General features: G+C 55.3%; 21 protein-coding genes. 9 read left to right on the top strand and 12 right to left on the bottom strand.

The annotated features are described in order from the left end of the window. Positions 1 to 176: 176 nt before the first annotated feature. The 7 genes from I6L40_RS15075 to I6L40_RS15045 all read right to left on the bottom strand — a co-directional run bounded on the left by I6L40_RS15075 (position 177) and on the right by I6L40_RS15045 (position 2410). A complete protein-coding gene (locus I6L40_RS15075; protein ID WP_216994491.1) occupies positions 177 to 437 on the bottom strand; it encodes a DNA-binding transcriptional regulator in 261 nt (86 codons plus the stop codon). Between the two features lie 2 nt (positions 438 to 439). Beyond that, positions 440 to 628: a hypothetical protein gene (locus tag I6L40_RS15070; RefSeq protein WP_058056131.1), complete on the bottom strand. Its 189-nt coding sequence runs from the start codon at positions 626 to 628 to the stop codon at positions 440 to 442. A 65-nt stretch (positions 629 to 693) separates the two neighbouring features. After that, complete coding sequence (locus I6L40_RS15065; protein WP_216994490.1) at positions 694 to 1146, bottom strand: hypothetical protein; 453 nt, start codon at positions 1144 to 1146, stop codon at positions 694 to 696. Positions 1147 to 1195: 49 nt separating this feature from the next. Beyond that, complete coding sequence (locus I6L40_RS15060; RefSeq protein WP_005351998.1) at positions 1196 to 1420, bottom strand: ogr/Delta-like zinc finger family protein; 225 nt, start codon at positions 1418 to 1420, stop codon at positions 1196 to 1198. 8 nt (positions 1421 to 1428) lie between these two features. Beyond that, a complete protein-coding gene (locus tag I6L40_RS15055; RefSeq protein WP_216994489.1) occupies positions 1429 to 1938 on the bottom strand; it encodes a phage regulatory CII family protein in 510 nt (169 codons plus the stop codon). Next, the gene (locus I6L40_RS15050) at positions 1931 to 2200 is read right to left on the bottom strand and encodes a regulator (RefSeq protein WP_071911273.1); all 270 of its coding nucleotides are present in this window, start codon (positions 2198 to 2200) and stop codon (positions 1931 to 1933) included. Before I6L40_RS15050 ends, I6L40_RS15055 begins: the two co-directional genes overlap by 8 nt. A 21-nt stretch (positions 2201 to 2221) precedes the next feature. Beyond that, positions 2222 to 2410 (bottom strand): Cro/CI family transcriptional regulator, encoded by a 189-nt coding sequence (locus tag I6L40_RS15045; RefSeq protein ID WP_206901630.1) that lies wholly within the window; start codon positions 2408 to 2410, stop codon positions 2222 to 2224. Positions 2411 to 2529: 119 nt separating this feature from the next. Here I6L40_RS15045 and I6L40_RS15040 point away from each other — a divergent pair, with 119 nt between their 5' ends. From I6L40_RS15040 to I6L40_RS15015, 6 genes are all read left to right on the top strand, one after another. Continuing rightward, positions 2530 to 3228, top strand: coding sequence for a LexA family transcriptional regulator (locus I6L40_RS15040; protein WP_139401286.1), 699 nt, complete (start codon positions 2530 to 2532; stop codon positions 3226 to 3228). 30 nt (positions 3229 to 3258) lie between these two features. Then, positions 3259 to 4536 (top strand): hypothetical protein, encoded by a 1278-nt coding sequence (locus tag I6L40_RS15035; protein ID WP_216994488.1) that lies wholly within the window; start codon positions 3259 to 3261, stop codon positions 4534 to 4536. A gap of 24 nt (positions 4537 to 4560) precedes the next feature. Continuing rightward, a complete protein-coding gene (locus tag I6L40_RS15030) occupies positions 4561 to 5679 on the top strand; it encodes a hypothetical protein (RefSeq protein ID WP_216994487.1) in 1119 nt (372 codons plus the stop codon). Further along, positions 5657 to 6028 carry an ASCH domain-containing protein gene (locus I6L40_RS15025; RefSeq protein ID WP_216994486.1) on the top strand — a complete coding sequence of 124 codons (372 nt, stop codon included), beginning with the start codon at positions 5657 to 5659 and terminating at the stop codon, positions 6026 to 6028. Before I6L40_RS15030 ends, I6L40_RS15025 begins: the two co-directional genes overlap by 23 nt. Before the next feature lie 116 nt (positions 6029 to 6144). Next, positions 6145 to 7200, top strand: a complete 1056-nt coding sequence (locus I6L40_RS15020) for a site-specific integrase (protein WP_216994485.1) — start codon at positions 6145 to 6147, stop codon at positions 7198 to 7200. 166 nt (positions 7201 to 7366) lie between these two features. After that, a complete protein-coding gene (locus tag I6L40_RS15015) occupies positions 7367 to 8257 on the top strand; it encodes an HNH endonuclease (protein ID WP_216994484.1) in 891 nt (296 codons plus the stop codon). Between the two features lie 148 nt (positions 8258 to 8405). Here I6L40_RS15015 and I6L40_RS15010 read toward each other — a convergent pair whose 3' ends face one another. The 4 genes from I6L40_RS15010 to I6L40_RS14995 all read right to left on the bottom strand — a co-directional run bounded on the left by I6L40_RS15010 (position 8406) and on the right by I6L40_RS14995 (position 11776). Beyond that, entirely contained in the window at positions 8406 to 8711 is a 306-nt protein-coding gene (locus I6L40_RS15010; protein ID WP_216994483.1) for a hypothetical protein, read from the bottom strand. Between the two features lie 93 nt (positions 8712 to 8804). Then, the gene (locus I6L40_RS15005) at positions 8805 to 10337 is read right to left on the bottom strand and encodes a tripartite tricarboxylate transporter permease (RefSeq protein ID WP_216994482.1); all 1533 of its coding nucleotides are present in this window, start codon (positions 10335 to 10337) and stop codon (positions 8805 to 8807) included. Positions 10338 to 10346: 9 nt separating this feature from the next. Further along, positions 10347 to 10778 carry a tripartite tricarboxylate transporter TctB family protein gene (locus tag I6L40_RS15000; RefSeq protein ID WP_104014490.1) on the bottom strand — a complete coding sequence of 144 codons (432 nt, stop codon included), beginning with the start codon at positions 10776 to 10778 and terminating at the stop codon, positions 10347 to 10349. Further along, positions 10775 to 11776 (bottom strand): tripartite tricarboxylate transporter substrate binding protein, encoded by a 1002-nt coding sequence (locus I6L40_RS14995; protein WP_216994481.1) that lies wholly within the window; start codon positions 11774 to 11776, stop codon positions 10775 to 10777. Before I6L40_RS14995 ends, I6L40_RS15000 begins: the two co-directional genes overlap by 4 nt. Before the next feature lie 221 nt (positions 11777 to 11997). On the opposite strand from I6L40_RS14995, the gene tctD reads away from it, so the two are divergent. Both tctD and I6L40_RS14985 read left to right on the top strand, forming a co-directional pair. After that, positions 11998 to 12672 carry a transcriptional regulator TctD gene (gene tctD, locus I6L40_RS14990; RefSeq protein WP_216995443.1) on the top strand — a complete coding sequence of 225 codons (675 nt, stop codon included), beginning with the start codon at positions 11998 to 12000 and terminating at the stop codon, positions 12670 to 12672. Further along, entirely contained in the window at positions 12668 to 14071 is a 1404-nt protein-coding gene (locus tag I6L40_RS14985; protein ID WP_367948933.1) for a sensor histidine kinase, read from the top strand. Before tctD ends, I6L40_RS14985 begins: the two co-directional genes overlap by 5 nt. Before the next feature lie 67 nt (positions 14072 to 14138). On the opposite strand, the gene I6L40_RS14980 is transcribed toward I6L40_RS14985, so the two are convergent. Then, positions 14139 to 14387: a GlsB/YeaQ/YmgE family stress response membrane protein gene (locus I6L40_RS14980; protein WP_042031142.1), complete on the bottom strand. Its 249-nt coding sequence runs from the start codon at positions 14385 to 14387 to the stop codon at positions 14139 to 14141. A gap of 358 nt (positions 14388 to 14745) precedes the next feature. On the opposite strand from I6L40_RS14980, the gene I6L40_RS14975 reads away from it, so the two are divergent. Continuing rightward, a complete protein-coding gene (locus I6L40_RS14975; RefSeq protein WP_254204036.1) occupies positions 14746 to 16824 on the top strand; it encodes a methyl-accepting chemotaxis protein in 2079 nt (692 codons plus the stop codon). Positions 16825 to 16876 lie beyond the last annotated feature (52 nt).

Here is a 16876-nt window from a genome sequence, read left to right as displayed (position 1 = left end):
GAGGTGGTGAAACAACTGGTGCCAGCGCAAGGACTGCTGTGCCTGGACTAACAGGGATTTGCCCTCTGACCTTCGATAAGCAAAAGAGGCAGGGCGAGCTTTGGCGGTCAGCCGTTGTTGAAGGCGCGGCAGCTCGGCTAACGCCTCTTGTTCGGATACGGGGTGGAACAGCTGTCTCATTCCTGCACCTCCGGCGTGGCGATGCCGGTCAGCAGCCAGTTGATGTGCCGTTTCAGCTCCGGGTGGTTGGCAATCAGCAGGAACAAACCGCCGCCAATCTCGCGGTATCCCAGCTCGTAGTTCTTGAGTGTGGTGGGCGGAATGCCCAGCAGGTCGGCAAACTTGGGTCGGCTCAGCTTCAACTGTTCCCGCAACTGGCGCAGGCGCTTGGCTGCATGGTGGTTGAGCAGATTGATTTGGGTCGGTTGTGCGGTCATGGTCAGGCTCCTTGTTGAGGTGTGCAGGGGTTGATGCGGCTGAACAGAGAAGCCCAAGCCAGTGCGGTGGAACGCTCGAGCAGCGCAACCCCGTCCGGGTGTTGGCTAAGACGGGCGCCATAGCGGCCCGTCAGCTTGCGTTGCTGGATGCGAAGGTTGCGCAGTGCGCAGGGGATCGCTAAAGTTGCCATGTCGACTTCCTCATACGTTGTTGATAAAGGCCCGCTTGGAGTTGCAGCTCCGTTAAGCGGGCTTTTTAGTGCCCGATTGCTCTCGGGCCTTCTTGGCTAATCTGGCCAGCGACATTCACCGCATGATCCAGTTGCTGGCGTTTGGCCTGTTCTCTCTTCTTCCGCTCGGCCAGTTCTGCCGGCATCACCTTCACCGATGGGTGCCACACCTTCGGATCACACCCGCTGTGAAACAGCGACTGATAATCCAGCGCAATCACCGCAAGGCGGATCGCCTCACGCTGCTGATAGGGCAGGGCAGAGAGGGTCGCCATCATCAACGAATCCCACGGCTGGCGGGCGATGGCACAAATGGCGACTCGCTTGGTCTTGGGCGCATTGAGCCAATCACCGTCAAGGTTTGAACCCGCCCGATTGAGGTGCTCCCGCAACAGCGCAATGCCTGCGGTATTCATCAGCACCTGCTCTTCGGCGGTCAGACCGGCGATGTTGCGGGGCTCTGGTTGGGTGTGTTGCATGCTGGTTTCTCCTTTACCTGGGCGCAGAATCTGGCGGCCAGTGAGGGGATCACTGGGCCACCTCTTTCACCCTGCGCGGGACAATGGGCAGCACAATGGCCGGATTGGGCATGGCACTGGGGCTGATGGTTGCGATGATTTCGAACCCCGCCTTGAAGGTGTGGCCGCAATCCACATTGCTGCATTGGTAAGTGGCGATGCCGCAAAGCGGGCTCATCCGGATGGATGTGCGAGTGCTGGCGCGGGCACCACAGTGGGGGCAAATCAGTCTCATGGGTTCTCCTAAGCTCCGGCCGCCATGCGCGCCATATCCAGCGCACAAGACAGAGAGGGAATGGCTTGGTATTTGTGCTCGATCTCGGTGATTAGCAGGGCGAGGTTGCCCATTGCTGCCGTTGCGGCACCGACTAGTGCATTGCGCTGCCCCTTGGTGACGCGGCCGCTCTCCACCACTGTCAGCGCCTGCGCGCCGAGTCCGGCCACCTTGGCCGTGGTGTCGATCACCTGATGGGCCAGGCTCGGGCCCTTCTCCCGTTCGGGGATGGCCACGGCTGTCAAGCCACAGCAGAACAGGGCACCGTCGAACAGGGTTTCATCCCCCTCACTCGCCTGGGTTATGGCAATCAGCTCGGCCACGGTCAGTTCGTGGGGCTGGTCGGGGTTTAACTTGTTGCGCAGGGTCTGCGGGTTAATGCCTGCCTTGTCGGCGAGTTCGGCCACGTTGTGGTTCGCCGCAAAGCGCTGGCAGGCGCTGATCCAGTGCGGATGTTTGCTGCAAGTTTGTTCAAACATGGTCTTCATCCCGCTGCTTGCGCGACACTCTTGGTGTGCGCACAGGTTTCGAGATGGGTTCCAGACCCGGCTGATTCATGGCTTGCTGGGTGTAGAGCACCAGGTTGATCAGCACTTTTTCAGCACGGCCCTGCTTGGGCATGATGGGAATGCGCCCGGCCCGCACGTAGTTCTCCACCGTGCGTTGGGTCAAGCCGGTACGCTCGGAGAAGCTCTCGACCGTGCACACCGGGGTATCGATATGGATGGGGGCTATGATCATGGGGGCCTCCTGTTGCTTAAGTTACGCGATTCCTTGCGCAGTTTGAGTCTGTTCGGCTTTCAATTTGCCGCCAGTCAGTACTTCGATTTGGTAGGCTCGGCCCTTCGGGATTTTTTCAGCCCACTTGCTGACAGCCACATGTGAAATTCCCAGTGCTTTCGCGGTTGCTGTTACCGTGCCGAAGTGCTCTATCACTTCAGATTTTTGCATTACTCACCTCTCATTTTCGTTCTATAAGTGTCGGTGCGAAGTGAATGTAACTTAAGGGTCGATTTGAGATCAAGCGGTTTCGTTGCTTTAGTTACGGTGCGGGGTGGTAACTTAGGTTTATGGAAACTATCAATGACCGGATATCTGCACGCAGACGCGCGCAGAAAATGAGCCAAGACGAACTTGCTAAGCGAATAGGGATTACCCGCGTTTCAATCAGCAAGTGGGAATCTGGCCTGAACCAGCCTAAAGGCCGTTATCTGAACGATTTGGCCGAGGCGCTGGGGGTAACTGTTGACTGGCTTTTGACAGGGAGTGGGGATACACCTGAGCTAGCTGAAGAACAGCCTATTCCTGGTTATCACAACGTCGAACCGGCAGTGATGCTGCCGGGCAAGCGGATCCCGATTCTTAGTTATGTCCAAGCGGGCAACTGGCGCGAAATGTGCGAGCAGGCCACCACCTTCGATGGCAACGTTGAGTTCGTATCTGCAAGCGGCGAGATCGGCCCGTTTGGCTTTGGCCTTTGGTTGCGTGGAGATTCCATGTTGCCGCAGTTCAAAGAGGGGGATCTGATCATTGTTGACCCCGACGAAGCGCCGCAGCCCGGGGACTACGTGGTGGCCAAGAACGGCTGCAATGAGGCAACTTTCAAAAAGTACCGGCCCCGTGGCATCGACGAGAATGGGCAAGAGGTGTTTGAACTTGTCCCCCTCAATGACGATTACCCCACCATGCACTCCGATCGGCAGCACATCCAGATCATCGGCGTGATGGTAGAGCACAGAATATTCAGAAAAAGACAAACAGGGCGCTGATGCGCCCTGTTTCAATAAAAGGTTAATTTTATGTATCTATACGGAAAGGCAAGATACACATTATCTTTGATGTCATTAGCGATAAAAACTCTAAATAAAATTAAAGATGATAGAGACAGCCCTACGAGTTTAATTGCAAATATATCACCTGATATGGCATTTGTTATTGTTTCAGATGTCGAAAATCTTTTTAATAGAATAGATAGGTTGTTAGAGCTTAAACATTTCTCTATTTCTTATGAAGGAAATAATGAAGCGTTTTATCATGTATGGATAGAGTATATAGAACTGGTAAGTAAGGTGATGAAAGTAATCGTGTACTCACCTGACTATCTCAATAGATTTTTTAGTGGTGAACATAGCTTTGTGGATTATTGTTCGTCTCTATTCGATTCATTATATGCTCAGATGCATCTTAATGGTGTTCCAATAGATTTTAATGATAAAAAAAACACTCATAGATTCAATGGTGTTATTTCTGAATTGGTATTAACAGAAGAACACCTTGAGGATTTATTGGATGCGTCGAGAAAATCGTCATATTTTACTGCATTTGAAAAATCTAATGGTACCACAGCGAGCAAACTGAATAATTCCATTGAAAATAAAATAAATGATGTTGATCATACTATAAAGAAAATTAGTGAAGCCTTCGAACATGAGAAAGATTCTATAAGTGTTGTATTGTCACAATTTGATGGCAATGCATCTGAAATGTTGAATGATTATTTCAAACGGCTCGAATCGATAGAGAAAACAGAAGTTGATATAAACAATACATTTAATGATGCCGTTAAAAAAGCAGACGGAATTCTTAAGCTTGCTAGTCAAGAGGGTATGGCGTCAGCTTTTCAGAAAAGACATGACGACTTAAAATGGCCCGAAATCAGATGGATATCACTGTTTTCATTTTCATTAATTTCGCTTACCGTTTTTGGCGCTTGGTTCGTAGAAACGGTATTTTCTACAAAGGGAATTAATCTTGCAGAAGTAATATCAAGAATTTCCATATCAATACCGCTTGTTTGGTTGGCATGGTTTTCAGCTAAACAATTTAACCATGTTACTCGACTAAGAGAGGATTATGCATATAAGGTCGCCGTAGCAATGGCTTACCATGGCTATAAAGATGAGGCAGGTCAGATTGATAGCGAGATGAGTGGTAAATTATTAGAGAATATAATATTGCATTTTGCTGATAATCCTGTACGTCTCTATAAGAATGATAATAGTGCCTCCATGATAGAGGCCGTCATAAAAAACAACAAAGTTGCAGAGGTCGTCACAGCAATCAGAGGTGGAAAGTAAGTATCATATCAGAATGATTTCGGTGTGCTGTATGTCATTTTTACGGTGCAGTATGGTAGTCATCTGAATGGATTTTTTGGGGGTTGTGTGGACAATTTAATATATCAGCGCTTCGATAATTTTAACCATGCGGATAGCTTTTTCGATACCTTAAAGAAAGACTATGAGGAGTTTTCTGGTTGGCTCAGGAAAAAAGCCATCGCAGGAGAGTCCGCATATGTTCTTTATAGCGATGCAAGGGAAATCGATGGGTTTATGTATCTGAAAATGGAAGATGCGGTAGATGATGTTGAACCTCCACTTCCACATGGTAGACATCTGAAAATAGGGACTTTTAAATTTAACTCTAAAGGGTCTCTAAGAGGACAGCGTTTCATTAAAAAGGCATTGGATTATGCAATTCGAGAAAATGCAGACGATATTTATGTAACTGTATTTGAAAAGCATGACTACCTTATAAAAATATTCGAGCGCTATGGTTTTATCTTGCATGGAAAAAAAGAAACATTAAATGGTGTTGAACTAGTTTATGTTCGGACCTTGAAGGTTTGCCGTCAAGATTTATTGTTGGATTATCCCTGCGTGTCCACGGTTGGGAATAAAAAATTCTTACTGGCAATTTATCCTGACTTTCATACGAGACTGTTCCCTGATTCTATATTGAATAATGAGTCTGCTGATATAGTTGAAGACGTATCATATACTAATAGTATCCATAAGATTTATATATGTGCCATGCAAGGAGTGATGCAGGCCAAAAAAGGCGATTTATTGGTTATATATCGTACCAGTGATAAATTAGGCCCGGCACGTTTTCGAGCTGTCGCAACATCTGTATGTGTAGTGGAAGATGTTAGGAATATTCGAGAGTTTTCATCATTAGAGGAATTCTTGGGCTACTGTGAAAGATTTAGTGTCTTCTCAAAAAATGATTTAATTAATATGTATGCTCATAAAAGATATCCTTATATTATAAGATTTACTTATAATATTGCTCTACCCAAAAGGCCAACTCGTGGTACACTATTAGACAATGTTGGACTCAATGAAAGTGATTACTGGGGTTTCATGGAGTTAACCAATAACCAATTTGAAACCATATTACGTCTGGGTGAAGTAGATGAAAGTCTTGTTATCAATTAAGCCTGAGTATGTAGAGAAGATTTTTGATGGAACCAAGAAATTTGAGTTCCGTAAGAATCTATTTAAGCGCGATGGAATAAAATCAGTCGTGATTTACTCTACTATGCCTGTAGGTCGTGTTGTCGGTGAGTTTGACGTGTCTGAACTCATAGCAGATCTCCCTGAGGTTGTATGGGAAAAGACCCGCTCCTACGCAGGAATTGATAAAAAATTTTTTGATAGTTACTACGATAACCGTCAAAGAGCCGTTGCCATCGGCATTGGTGATGTACGTCGCTACGAGCAACCTCTGCCTCTTGTTGAGCTTGGTATTGGCTCCACCCCGCCACAATCATATCGTTATCTGTGATGTTTTAAGGAGGCCGCAAAATTGTGGCCTCCTTTTTATGTGTGATCTCCGCTCATCTAAACACTCCCTATCATCACCAATGCCTGTATATAATTACAGTCTTTGGTGGAGGGACTATGGCTGTAAGAAAGCAAACATCTGGTAAATGGCTTGCTGAGGTCTACCCTGAGGGGCGACCGAGCAAGGAAAACCCCAATGCGCCGAGGATCCGCAAACAGTTTGTCACCAAGGGTGAGGCTCTGGCGTTCGAGCGTTTTGTGCTGGACCCGGACAAGGGCAAACCTTGGCTGGAAGGGCAGGGGGAGCCGACAGACGACCGGCGCCTCTCTGATCTGGTCGAACTCTGGTTTGGTCGCCATGGCCAGAGCCTGCGTGATGGCGAGGCCCGCAAATCCAAGCTGTTGACGGTGTGCCACTCTCTCGGTGATCCGCTGGCGGTCAACTTCACCGCTCGTGACTTTGCCGCTTATCGTGAAGCAAGGCTATCGGGCGATATCACCGACCGGCGTGCCATCAATCAGGAGAAGCAGGGCGTCACTCCCAACACAGTTAACCGCGAACATGCCTACCTGCGTGCGGTCTTCAACGAACTGAAAAGGCTAGGGGAGTGGCAGGGAGAAAACCCCCTCGATGGTTTGCGAGCCTACAAGGTGGCCGAGGCCGAGCTGGCCTTCCTTTACCCTGACGAACTCAAGCGCCTGCTGGCCGCTTGCGCTGAGAGCCCAAACCCCGATCTGCTGCTGGTTGTGAAACTCTGCTTGGCCACTGGTGCCCGTTGGTCGGAGGTGGAGGAGTTAACCCAGTCTCAGGTATCCCCCAACCGCATCACTTTCACCCGTACTAAGAGCAAGAAAAGCCGCAGCGTGCCTATCAGTCCCGAGCTCTATGCCCAGTTGCCCAGAAAGCGCGGCCGCCTGTTCGGTGATTGTTATCGCGCCTTCGAGATGGTGGTCGAACGGGCAGGGCTGGAACTGCCACCGGGGCAGAATACCCACGTTCTGCGACACACCTTCGCCAGTCACTTTATGATGAACGGCGGGAACATTCTGGTGCTGCAGAAGATTCTGGGTCACTCCACCATCGCCATGACCATGCGCTATGCCCACTTCGCCCCTGATCATCTGGAAGATGCGGTACGATTGAACCCGCTCGCCGCATGCGGCTTGACCTGATTGAAAAATAAATACATATATTTCAATGCATTACTCAACCCTGTATTACAGGGTGTTGACCATCCCTGTAATACAGGGTTACAGTCTTCCCTGTAATACAGGGAGGTGATTCTGTATTGAGACTGGCTTGGGTTTGAATTTCTTTTGGCGTTAAGGAGACGGCGTTATGGCGATGATGAGTGGTAAACAACTTCAGCTTTTGGGCGCCACGTGTGGGGCTTACTCAGTTGTAACTGAGCGAGAAGCAACAGGTGACAGAAGTGTGACATTGGACATGGACGAAAAGAGTGTCCTCGCTCAAAAAATGGATTTGGGTTCAATAGCACGTAGAGGCGGGGTTACTGACGATCGGTCTGTTCGGCAATGGTTTTCGATTTTCAACCCTTACAATATTTTTGATTCATCAATGATTCATATCCCTATCGTTTATCCAAAGAGTACAGGGAATGAACTCCGTCTTTATATGCAGGGGAGTATCGATTTCTTAGGGAATGCAGGTGATGTTTTTGTTATTTTTTGTCGAGAGAGCGAACAGTTTCCTAGAGTGGGTTTTATTCGTGCGGCTGATTGGGATACATTTTGGGGTAATTTGAACTATGTATCGGAAGTAAATTCAACTATTTACATCCAAGATATAGATGACAACCAATATCAGCAAAGCCTGCTAGCCACTCAAGCAGGAATCCCTGTACAGCAGAGTTATACCGCCTATCCGAGAAATTCTGGACTTGCGAAGCAAGCTATCGAAATGAGCGGTTTCACTTGTGAAGTTGATCCGAGGCATCACACTTTTCGTTCGCCTGTGACTGGGCAAAATTTCATGGAGGCTCATCACCTGATTCCGATGTCACACCAAGCATCGTTTCCATATGATTCCCTGGATCGGCTGGGCAACATTGTTTCGCTGTGCCCGTGTTGCCACAAAGCTATTCACCTAGGGGACTCAAGTGTAAGAAAGGAGTTGTTGTGGACTCTCTTCAACAAGAAAGCACATGCTCTTCAGCAACTGGGTGTGAACTTTGAAACGCTATGTTCATTATATGGGGTAAGTAGCTGATCACTTTGTTGTGTGTTTGGAAGCGGAGGTACCTGCAGTTATTTTCAGACTAGAGCCTTCGGAAGTTGGTTCTCGGATGGTATTTAGAGTGATGGGAAGTGGCGACAGAGTGGCGACAAACTTTTAAATGGGTGGTCATTTTTGGCTGTCATTGGTTCACTAACCATTTGATTTTTATGTAAGTTCTTGTTTTGCCATAGTGCTGAATCAGATTTAAAATCCCTCGACGTTCGCGTCGTGCCGGTTCGATTCCGGCCTCGGGCACCATTAAAATCAATGACTTACAAAGGCCGCTAAAAATAGCGGCCTTTTTGTTTTGTCCGAATGTCGCCAATGTGTCCACTGCACTTTTCGGTTCGGCTGCTCTATTTTTGCGATCAGCAATCTGCACATCCTTTTGCGTGGCATCGTCCAGCCTGTTGACGGGCTTTATCTGACAGCTTTCTTTGGTCATGACCTCTGGCACAACTTTGTGCTGTTAGATGAAATGAGAAGGGCCCCACATGGTGGGGCCCTTCTTGCATTTTTGTGCAGAACACCCCGGTTATCAGGAGCTTTGCTCTGCGCTGGTATCTGTGGCGGCCACGACTGGGTTGCGGCGGCGCAGCAGGCGAACCAGCGGGGGCAGGGCGATCACCACGATCGCCAGCACCAGCAGGGTCTGGCTGATGCCGCTGCTCCACAGGATGGCGGTGTCGCCATTGCTGATGGAGAGGGCGCGGCGCAGGTTCTGCTCCAGCATTTCACCCAGCACGAAGCCCAGAATGAGCGGTGACATGGGGAAGTGCATTTTGCGCAGCAGGTAGCCAAAGACCCCGAGGCCCACCATCAGCAGCAGATCGAAGGTGGTGCTGTGCACCGCATAGACCCCCACCGCCGAGACACTGGCGATGGCGGGCACCAGAAACCAGAGCGGGATGGAGAGCATACGGGTGAAAATACCCACCATGGGGATGTTCATCACCAGCAGCATGACGTTGGCCAGCAAGAGGGCGGCGATCAGTCCCCACACCACATCGGGCTGTTCGGTGAACATGGTGGGGCCCGGGGTGATGTTGTAGAGGGTCAGCGCCCCCATCATCACCGCCGTAGTGCCCGACCCCGGCACCCCCAGGGTCAGCATGGGGATAAAGGAGCCACAGGCGGAGGCATTGTTGGCCGCCTCTGGCGCCGCCACGCCGCGAATGTCACCTTCGCCGAATTTGGCATTCGGGCCGGCCAGCCGCTTCTCGCTCATGTAGGTGATGGCGCTGGCGATGGTGGCGCCGGCGCCCGGCAGAATGCCGACGAAAAAGCCGATGGTGGAGGAGCGCAGCATGGTGCCGGTGCAATAGACCAGCTCCTTGAAGTTGAACAGCATCCGCCCGGTGGTGCGCACCAGCTTGCCGCCGCCGCTGGTGTGCTCCAGCATCAGCAGGATCTCGCTCACCGAGAAGAGGCCGATCACCACCACGATAAACTGCACCCCGTCCGAGAGGTGCACACTGTCGAAGGTGAAGCGATAGATGCCGGTATTGGCATCTACCCCGACGGTGGCGAGCCCGAGCCCAATCAGTGCTGCCATAAAGGACTTGAGCGGGTTCTGGCTCATCATGCTGCCAAGGCAGGCGATGGCGAACACCATCAGGGCGAAATACTCCGCCGGCCCGAAGGCGAGCGACCAGCGTGCCAGTGCCGGGGCGAACAGAATGATCCCCCCGATGGCGAGCATGGAGCCGACAAAGGAGCTGACCGCCGAGATGGAGAGGGCCACTCCCGCCTTGCCCTGCTGGGCCATGGGGTAGCCATCCAGCGCGGTCATGATGGCGGCGGCATCCCCCGGTACGTTGAGCAGGATTGAGGAGATCCGCCCGCCATATTCGCAACCGATATAGACGGTGGCGAGCAGAATGAGCGCCGATTCGGGGGGCAGTTTCAGGGCAAAGGCCAGCGGCAACAGGATGGCGACGCCGTTGATGGGGCCAAGGCCCGGCAGCAGGCCGACCACGGTGCCGACAAAGCAGCCGATGAGGGCAATTACCAGATTCTCCGGGGTGAGTGCCACCGCAAAGCCCTGGGAGAGGTACATCCAGGTATCCATATTGACTCCTTAAGAGAACCAGACGCCGAGGGGCAGGGTGACATCCAGCAGCCTGTCAAAGGCGAAATAGAGCACCAGCCCGCCGATGATGCCGGAGAGCAGGGCGGCTTTGGCCGAGGCGCCAAACAGGCGCCCCAGCACAAAGGTGAGCAGGGCGGTAGCCAGCGGAAAGCCCAGCCACTCGAAGCTGGCGCCGTAACCGGCCAGCGCAGCCACCATGATGGCGAGATGACGCAGGGTACGCAGCGGCGGCCAGCTGACGGTGTCCGGCTGGCGGCGCAGCAGGAGCAGGGCACAGAGAGCCATCAGGCCGAGGATCCCGAGCGGAAAAGGGCGTGGCCCCAGCGGCTCATAGCTGTATTCGCTCTGGTACTGCCAGGCGAGGGAGGCCCCCGCCAGACAGAGCAGCAGCCAGATGGCGGCGAAGATGCGATCGCTCATGGCTGCGACTCATATTTGGCCAGACCGAAGGCCTTGGCCTGCTCGCGATATTGCGCCACCTGGGTCTTGACGTAGCTGTCGAGCGCATCTCCGGTCAGGTCAAACTCGAACAGGCCGCGCAGATCCCGCTGGGCTTTGAAGGTGTCGGTTTTCACCAGCTGATCGAAGGTCTCTTTCCACCACTGGTATTCGCTGTCGCTCACCTTGGGGCCGACATAGAAGCCGCGGATCACCGGCCATTCCAGGTCATAACCCTGCTCCCTGGCGGTAGGAATGGTGGCCAGCTTGCCGGGCAGCCGCTCTTTGGCGAACACCGCCAGCACCCGCAGCTTGTCGCCACCGATATAGGGCACCATCTCGCTCAGATCGCCGGAGACCGCCTGCACATGGTTGCCCAGCAGTGCAGTGACCGGCTCGCCGCCCCCTTCAAAGGCGACGTAGCGCATCTTGTGGGGGTCAACTCCGGCCTGTTTGGCCAGCAGCGCCGTCTTCATCCAGTCCTGACTGCCGATGGAGGCCCCCGCCCCGATGACCACGCTGTTGGGGTCGTTTGCCATGGCATTCACCAGATCCTTGAGGTTCTGATAGGGGGCATCGTGGCGCACCGCGATCATGCCGTAATCGGTCCCTACCGCCGCCAACCAGCGCACATCATCCACCCCGTAACGGCCAAATTTCCCCTGTGAGAGGTTGAGCAGGGAGCCACCGGAGAAGGCGACCACAGTCCCCGCTTCGGCAGGGCGCTGCGCCACGATGGCGTTGTAGGCGACGGCACCGACCCCGCCCGGCATATAGGTGACCCGCATCGGTTTGTCGATGGTGCCGGTCTCCTGCAGGCTCACCTGCAACAGCTTGCAGGTAAGATCGAAACCACCGCCCGGTTTGGCCGGTGCGATACATTCGGTACGGCTCGGGGCGGTGACACTCTCGGTCGCCTGCAGCGGCAGGGCGCCGAGCAGGGTCAGCAGGGCGAGGGCATGACGTGTGCGTTGCTTCATGGTTGTGTGCTCCATCTTGTCGTTGTTTTTTCTCGGTGTGACTCCGTCGATGGACGAAGTGATGCGAAATTGTTAAAACAACAACCTTTCATTCACCTTTCAATCGCTGACCAATTGGCGGGAGTGTGACCGTGATCGCACCTTGTTCCGCTCAGGCAGAGTGAATGGATGCAGTTGCAGCACTGTGGTTGCACGCCGTAGTCAAGAACAAGGGGATAGGGATGCGCTTGCTGTTGGCAGAAGACAATCACGAACTGGCCCACTGGCTGTCGAGGGCACTCACCAGCGCCGGTTTCGCGGTGGATTGGGTGGCTGACGGCGCCCGGGCCGATCATCTGCTGCGCCACGAAAAATACGCGCTGGCGGTGCTCGATATCGAGATGCCCAAGCTCGACGGGCTTGCGGTACTCGGCCGGTTGCGCAGCCGGGGGCAGGGGTTGCCGGTGCTGCTTCTCACCGCCCGCGGCGCGGTGGAGGAGCGGATCTGCGGCCTCAATGCCGGTGCCGATGACTATCTGGCCAAGCCATTCGATCTGGGGGAGCTGGATGCCCGGCTGCGGGCCCTGCTGCGGCGCAGCGAAAGTGGCGGCGCCGAGCTGCGACTGGGACGCCTGACCCTGCACCCCGACGGCTATTTTCTGCTGGCCGATGCCCGGCTGGCTCTGACTCCGCGCGAGCAGGCGCTGCTGACCGCGCTGATGTACCGCCACGGGCGCCCCGTCGCCAAGGGGCAGCTGTTCGAGCAGGTGTTCAATCTCGATGACGAGGTAGGGCTCGACAGCATCGATCTCTATATCCACCGGCTGCGCAAAAAGCTGGTGGGTAGCGGGGTGGTGATCACCACCCTGCGCGGGCTGGGCTATCTGCTGGAAGCGGCGCCGGAGGCCTCCCATTAGTCGCTCCCTGCTCAATCAGCTGCTGCTGTTTCTGGGGGGCCCCCTGCTGATCCTCTGGGCCGCCTCAGCCTGGTACAGCTACTACGGTGCGCTGGCGGCGGCCACCTCGGCCTATGATCGCACCCTGCTCGCTTCGGCCCGCACCGTCGCCGAGCGGCTGACGGCAAGCGATGGCATCCTCAAGGTGGATGTGCCCTACGTGGTGCTCGACAGCTTCGAGCGCAACATGCGCGATCGCCTCTTCTATCAGGTGCGCGGCATCGACGATGGGGTCATCTCCGGCTTTGATGACCTGCCCCCGATGCCTGTTGGTACGCCGCTGACCGACCGCTATCCGGCGCTCGCCTACTTCTATGACGAAATTTATCAGGAGGCGCCAATCCGCGCCGTGATGCTGCTGCAACCGGTAGGCGAGGGGGGCGTCACCGGCATGGCCCGCATCACGGTGGCGGAGACCCTGCTCGGCCGCCAGCAACTGGCACAGCAGCTGCTCTGGTCGGCCGTGCTGACCCAGGGGGCGCTGGTGGTGCTCACCCTGCTGCTCGCCTATTTGTTGCTCAAGCGGCTGCTCACCCCGATGCGCCGCCTGTCGCGGGAGATCCTGCGACGCGATGCCGCCACGCTCGCTCCCTTGCCGGATTTGCTCCCCTGGCAGGAGACCCGGCCGCTGGTGCAGGCGTTCAACCGCCAGCTGGCCCGCTTGCGTCAGCTGGTGGCCCGGCAGGAACGTTTCAGCGCCGATGCCGCCCATCAGCTGCGCACCCCGCTTACCATCCTGAAAACCCAGGTTGAGGTAGCGCGCGGCAGTGGCGATCCCGCCCTGATGAGCGAAAGTCTCGATGCCATGGCCGTGCGGCTCGATCACACCATCGCCCTGACCGAGCGGCTCCTGCTGCTGGCCCGGCTCAAATCGGACGAGTGCTCCGGGCTGCGCCAGCGGGAGCCCATCGAGTTGACGGCGCTGGTGCAGCAGGCTTGTCTGTCACGGCTAGCGCAGGCGCGCAGCAAGGGGATCGATCTCGGTTACGAGGGGGAGGAGTCCGCCATCATGGTGGCGGGGGAGGCGCTGCTGCTCGGGGAGCTCTGTGCCAACCTGCTCGACAACGCCATCAAATACACCCCGCCCCATGGCACGGTGACGGCGCGGGTGGTGCGAAGCAACGGGCAGATCTGGCTGGAGGTAGAGGATAGCGGCCCCGGCATTGCCCCCGAGCTGGCAGAGCGGGTCTGGCAGCCGTTTCAGCGCCTCGAGCAGGGCAGCGAACAGCCGGGAGCAGGGCTGGGTCTGGCGCTGGTACGCGATATCGCCCACTACCATCACGGCGAGGTGGTGCTGCTGCCTGCCCCGCAGTTGGGGGGCTTGTTGGTCAGGCTGATCTTGCCGCTGGCAAAATCGTGAGGAGGATAAAAAAGAGAGGGCACCTCGCGGTGCCCTGTTTATCTACACATAAGATGGCGTTGGGTTGTCAGCTGCGGATCTTGTTGAAGACAAACAGGACGATAAGGGCACCCACGGTGGCGATGGCAATGCTCGAAATATTGAAGCCGGTCACCGAGCCCAGACCCAGCAGGGTGCCCACATAGCCGCCGACCATGGCGCCGACAATCCCCAGCAGGGCGGTCATGAAGAAGCCACCACCGTCGCGGCCCGGCATGATCCACTTGGCCAGCATGCCAACCAGCAATCCCAAAATAATCCAGGTGATGAAACCCATGAGTTACTCCTCTCTGTTTATGTGAGGGGCACATTATAGGGATGCGGCTGGCGATGCGAAGGGCTCCAACCCCTTGGCTGGTCACAAGCTGTCGGACTTGTTATGACGCAGGAGGTATGTCACTGAGCTTGCCCTCAGTTGGCAACGCACTGACGCAGCTTTTGCAAATTGCATTGCATTATGGTGAACCCGGGAGTGACCGCCGAGGCTTATTTAGCGTTTTGACAATAAATAACCGAAACAAGCCCGACAAATGGCTGGCATGGTGTTTGCTCGTTGGAAAACAGGAGCTTGGCACTCTGCTACGGGTGTCCTGCTGACAGGACTTCTTCCATTTGCCACCACATGAGGTGACGCCATGGCTATCGCACAAGGACTCTTGCACAACAACACCTTCGAGCTGAAAGAGGCTGCTATCTCCTCGCAAAAACCGGTGAGAAGGAGCTCCGTCAAGTGGATGATGATCAAGGGCGGCATACTGGTGGCGGTGCCGCTGCTGGTGGCCTCTGTGGTCTCCATCTGGAGTGGTCAAACCCAGCTGCGAGCCCAGGAGAAGGTTGACCTCCTGGAGCGTGCTCAATCGACCTTCCAGGCAACCCGATTTGATCTGGTGCAGATCCAGCAGTTTCTGACCGATGCCTCGGTGACCGGCGATACCGAAGAGGGGATCGCAGAGGCGGCTACCTATCGTGATGATGCGTTGAAAAACCTCGATACACTGGCTCGCACCCTGCCGGATCTCACCGACGAGATCCTGCCAATGCAGGACGTGGTCAGGCAGCTGCAGGAGAGAGGGATCGTCATGGTCAACGCCTATGTCCAGAAGGGGCGGGAGGCAGGCAACGCCATCATGACCAGTCCGGACGGGTTTGATGCCATGGTCGAGAATGGCGCCGGGAAGCTCGATCGCATCTCCCACGAGCTTGACGGTCGTATAGCCAGCGCCATCGCCAGTCGGGACGAGGCCAAGGCCCTGTCACTCTGGATAAGCCTCGGGGCCGGGCTGGTCTCCCTGCTCTTTGTAGCAATGGCCTATCTGATCCAGTACCGCCATCTGATGCGCACTCTGGGGGGCGAGCCGGACTATGCCGCCCGGGTCGCTGCCGAGATCGCTGCCGGCAACCTGACCGTCAGGATCGAGACCCGCTTTGGTGGCAACAGCGTACTGGGCACCATGCGCATGATGGCCGAGCAGCTTAGCGGTCATATGCGCCAGATTGACCTGCGTACCCGCCAACTGGCTCAATCTTCCTATCAGATCTCCGATATCTCCAGAACCATCACGGATGCGGCCCAGACCGAGCAGCACCACTCCGGTGAGGTGAGCCGGGCCAGCAACGATCTCTCCTGTGCGGCCGAGGCAGTATCGGGTCTGGCCGCTCAGGTCGGGCAGCAGGCCGAGCTTGCCTACCAGAGTGCCAACAACAGCACCCGGGTGATGAGCGAGAACATCGAGGAGATGCGCCGCGCTGTGACCGAAGCGCAGCAGGCCGAGCAGAAGACTCGCCAGCTGAGCGAGGCAAGCCAGAAGATCCAGGTGATTACCCAGTCCATCACTGCCATCACCGAGCAGACCAACCTGCTGGCCCTCAACGCCGCCATCGAAGCGGCCCGTGCCGGTGAACATGGTCGCGGTTTTGCGGTGGTGGCTGACGAGGTGCGCAAGCTGGCCAACCATGCCGGACAGGCGACCAAAGAGATTAACGGGATTGTCACCACCCTGAGCCAGCTGATCGGCGAGAACGAAACCACGGTGAAGAGCGTGATTGCCCGCACCCACCTCACCATGGAGAAGGCCCACGAGGCGAGCCAGTCCATCAACGGCTTGATGGGCGAGATTGAGCGCAGTGTCGGGGCCGCCGACCAGATCCGCACCACCAGTGACGAGCAGATGCACAAGCTCGCCTCTCTCAATACCCATCTGCACGATCTGCTGCACGCCCTCTCCGAGAATACCGAGAAGGTGCAGACCACCGGGATCATCAGCCGCACCCTGTACGAAGAGTCGAGCCAGCTGCGCGATATCATGGAGCAGTTCCGCTTCGAGGCGGCCAGCAGTGTCGATCGCGCCGAACACGAGCTGCGCGGCGCCCCCCGTATGTATCAGCACATGATGGTGAAGGTCGAGGCCGCTGGCAGTTTCCATGAATCGATCACCGAGGACTTCAGCGTGACCGGTTTGCGCCTGCGTACCGTACAGTCCCTCGAATTGCCCAAAAAGGCGCAAGTCGAGCTCAAGATATACACCCCCAAACCCTCCATCGATCTCTATCGCAACCAGACGCCGCTGGCCGTGACCGCCAGAGTGATGTGGTCGAAACAGGAGGCAGAGGGCGAGGTCTACGGGCTGGAGTTCATCAACGTGACACCGGCCATTCGCAGCAATCTGGAGGCCTGCTTCAAGCACTATGCGCTGGAGCCCAACTTCAGCCGCTAACACCGCCTCGGCGTGCAGCGCTTCGGGGGGCACCGGTAGAGCTGCCGCAACA

This window comes from Aeromonas sp. FDAARGOS 1410, from assembly GCF_019048745.1.
Lineage (GTDB): Bacteria > Pseudomonadota > Gammaproteobacteria > Enterobacterales > Aeromonadaceae > Aeromonas > Aeromonas jandaei.
Note: the sequence above shows the minus strand (reverse complement) of the source record. Positions and strands in the feature narration are given on the sequence as shown.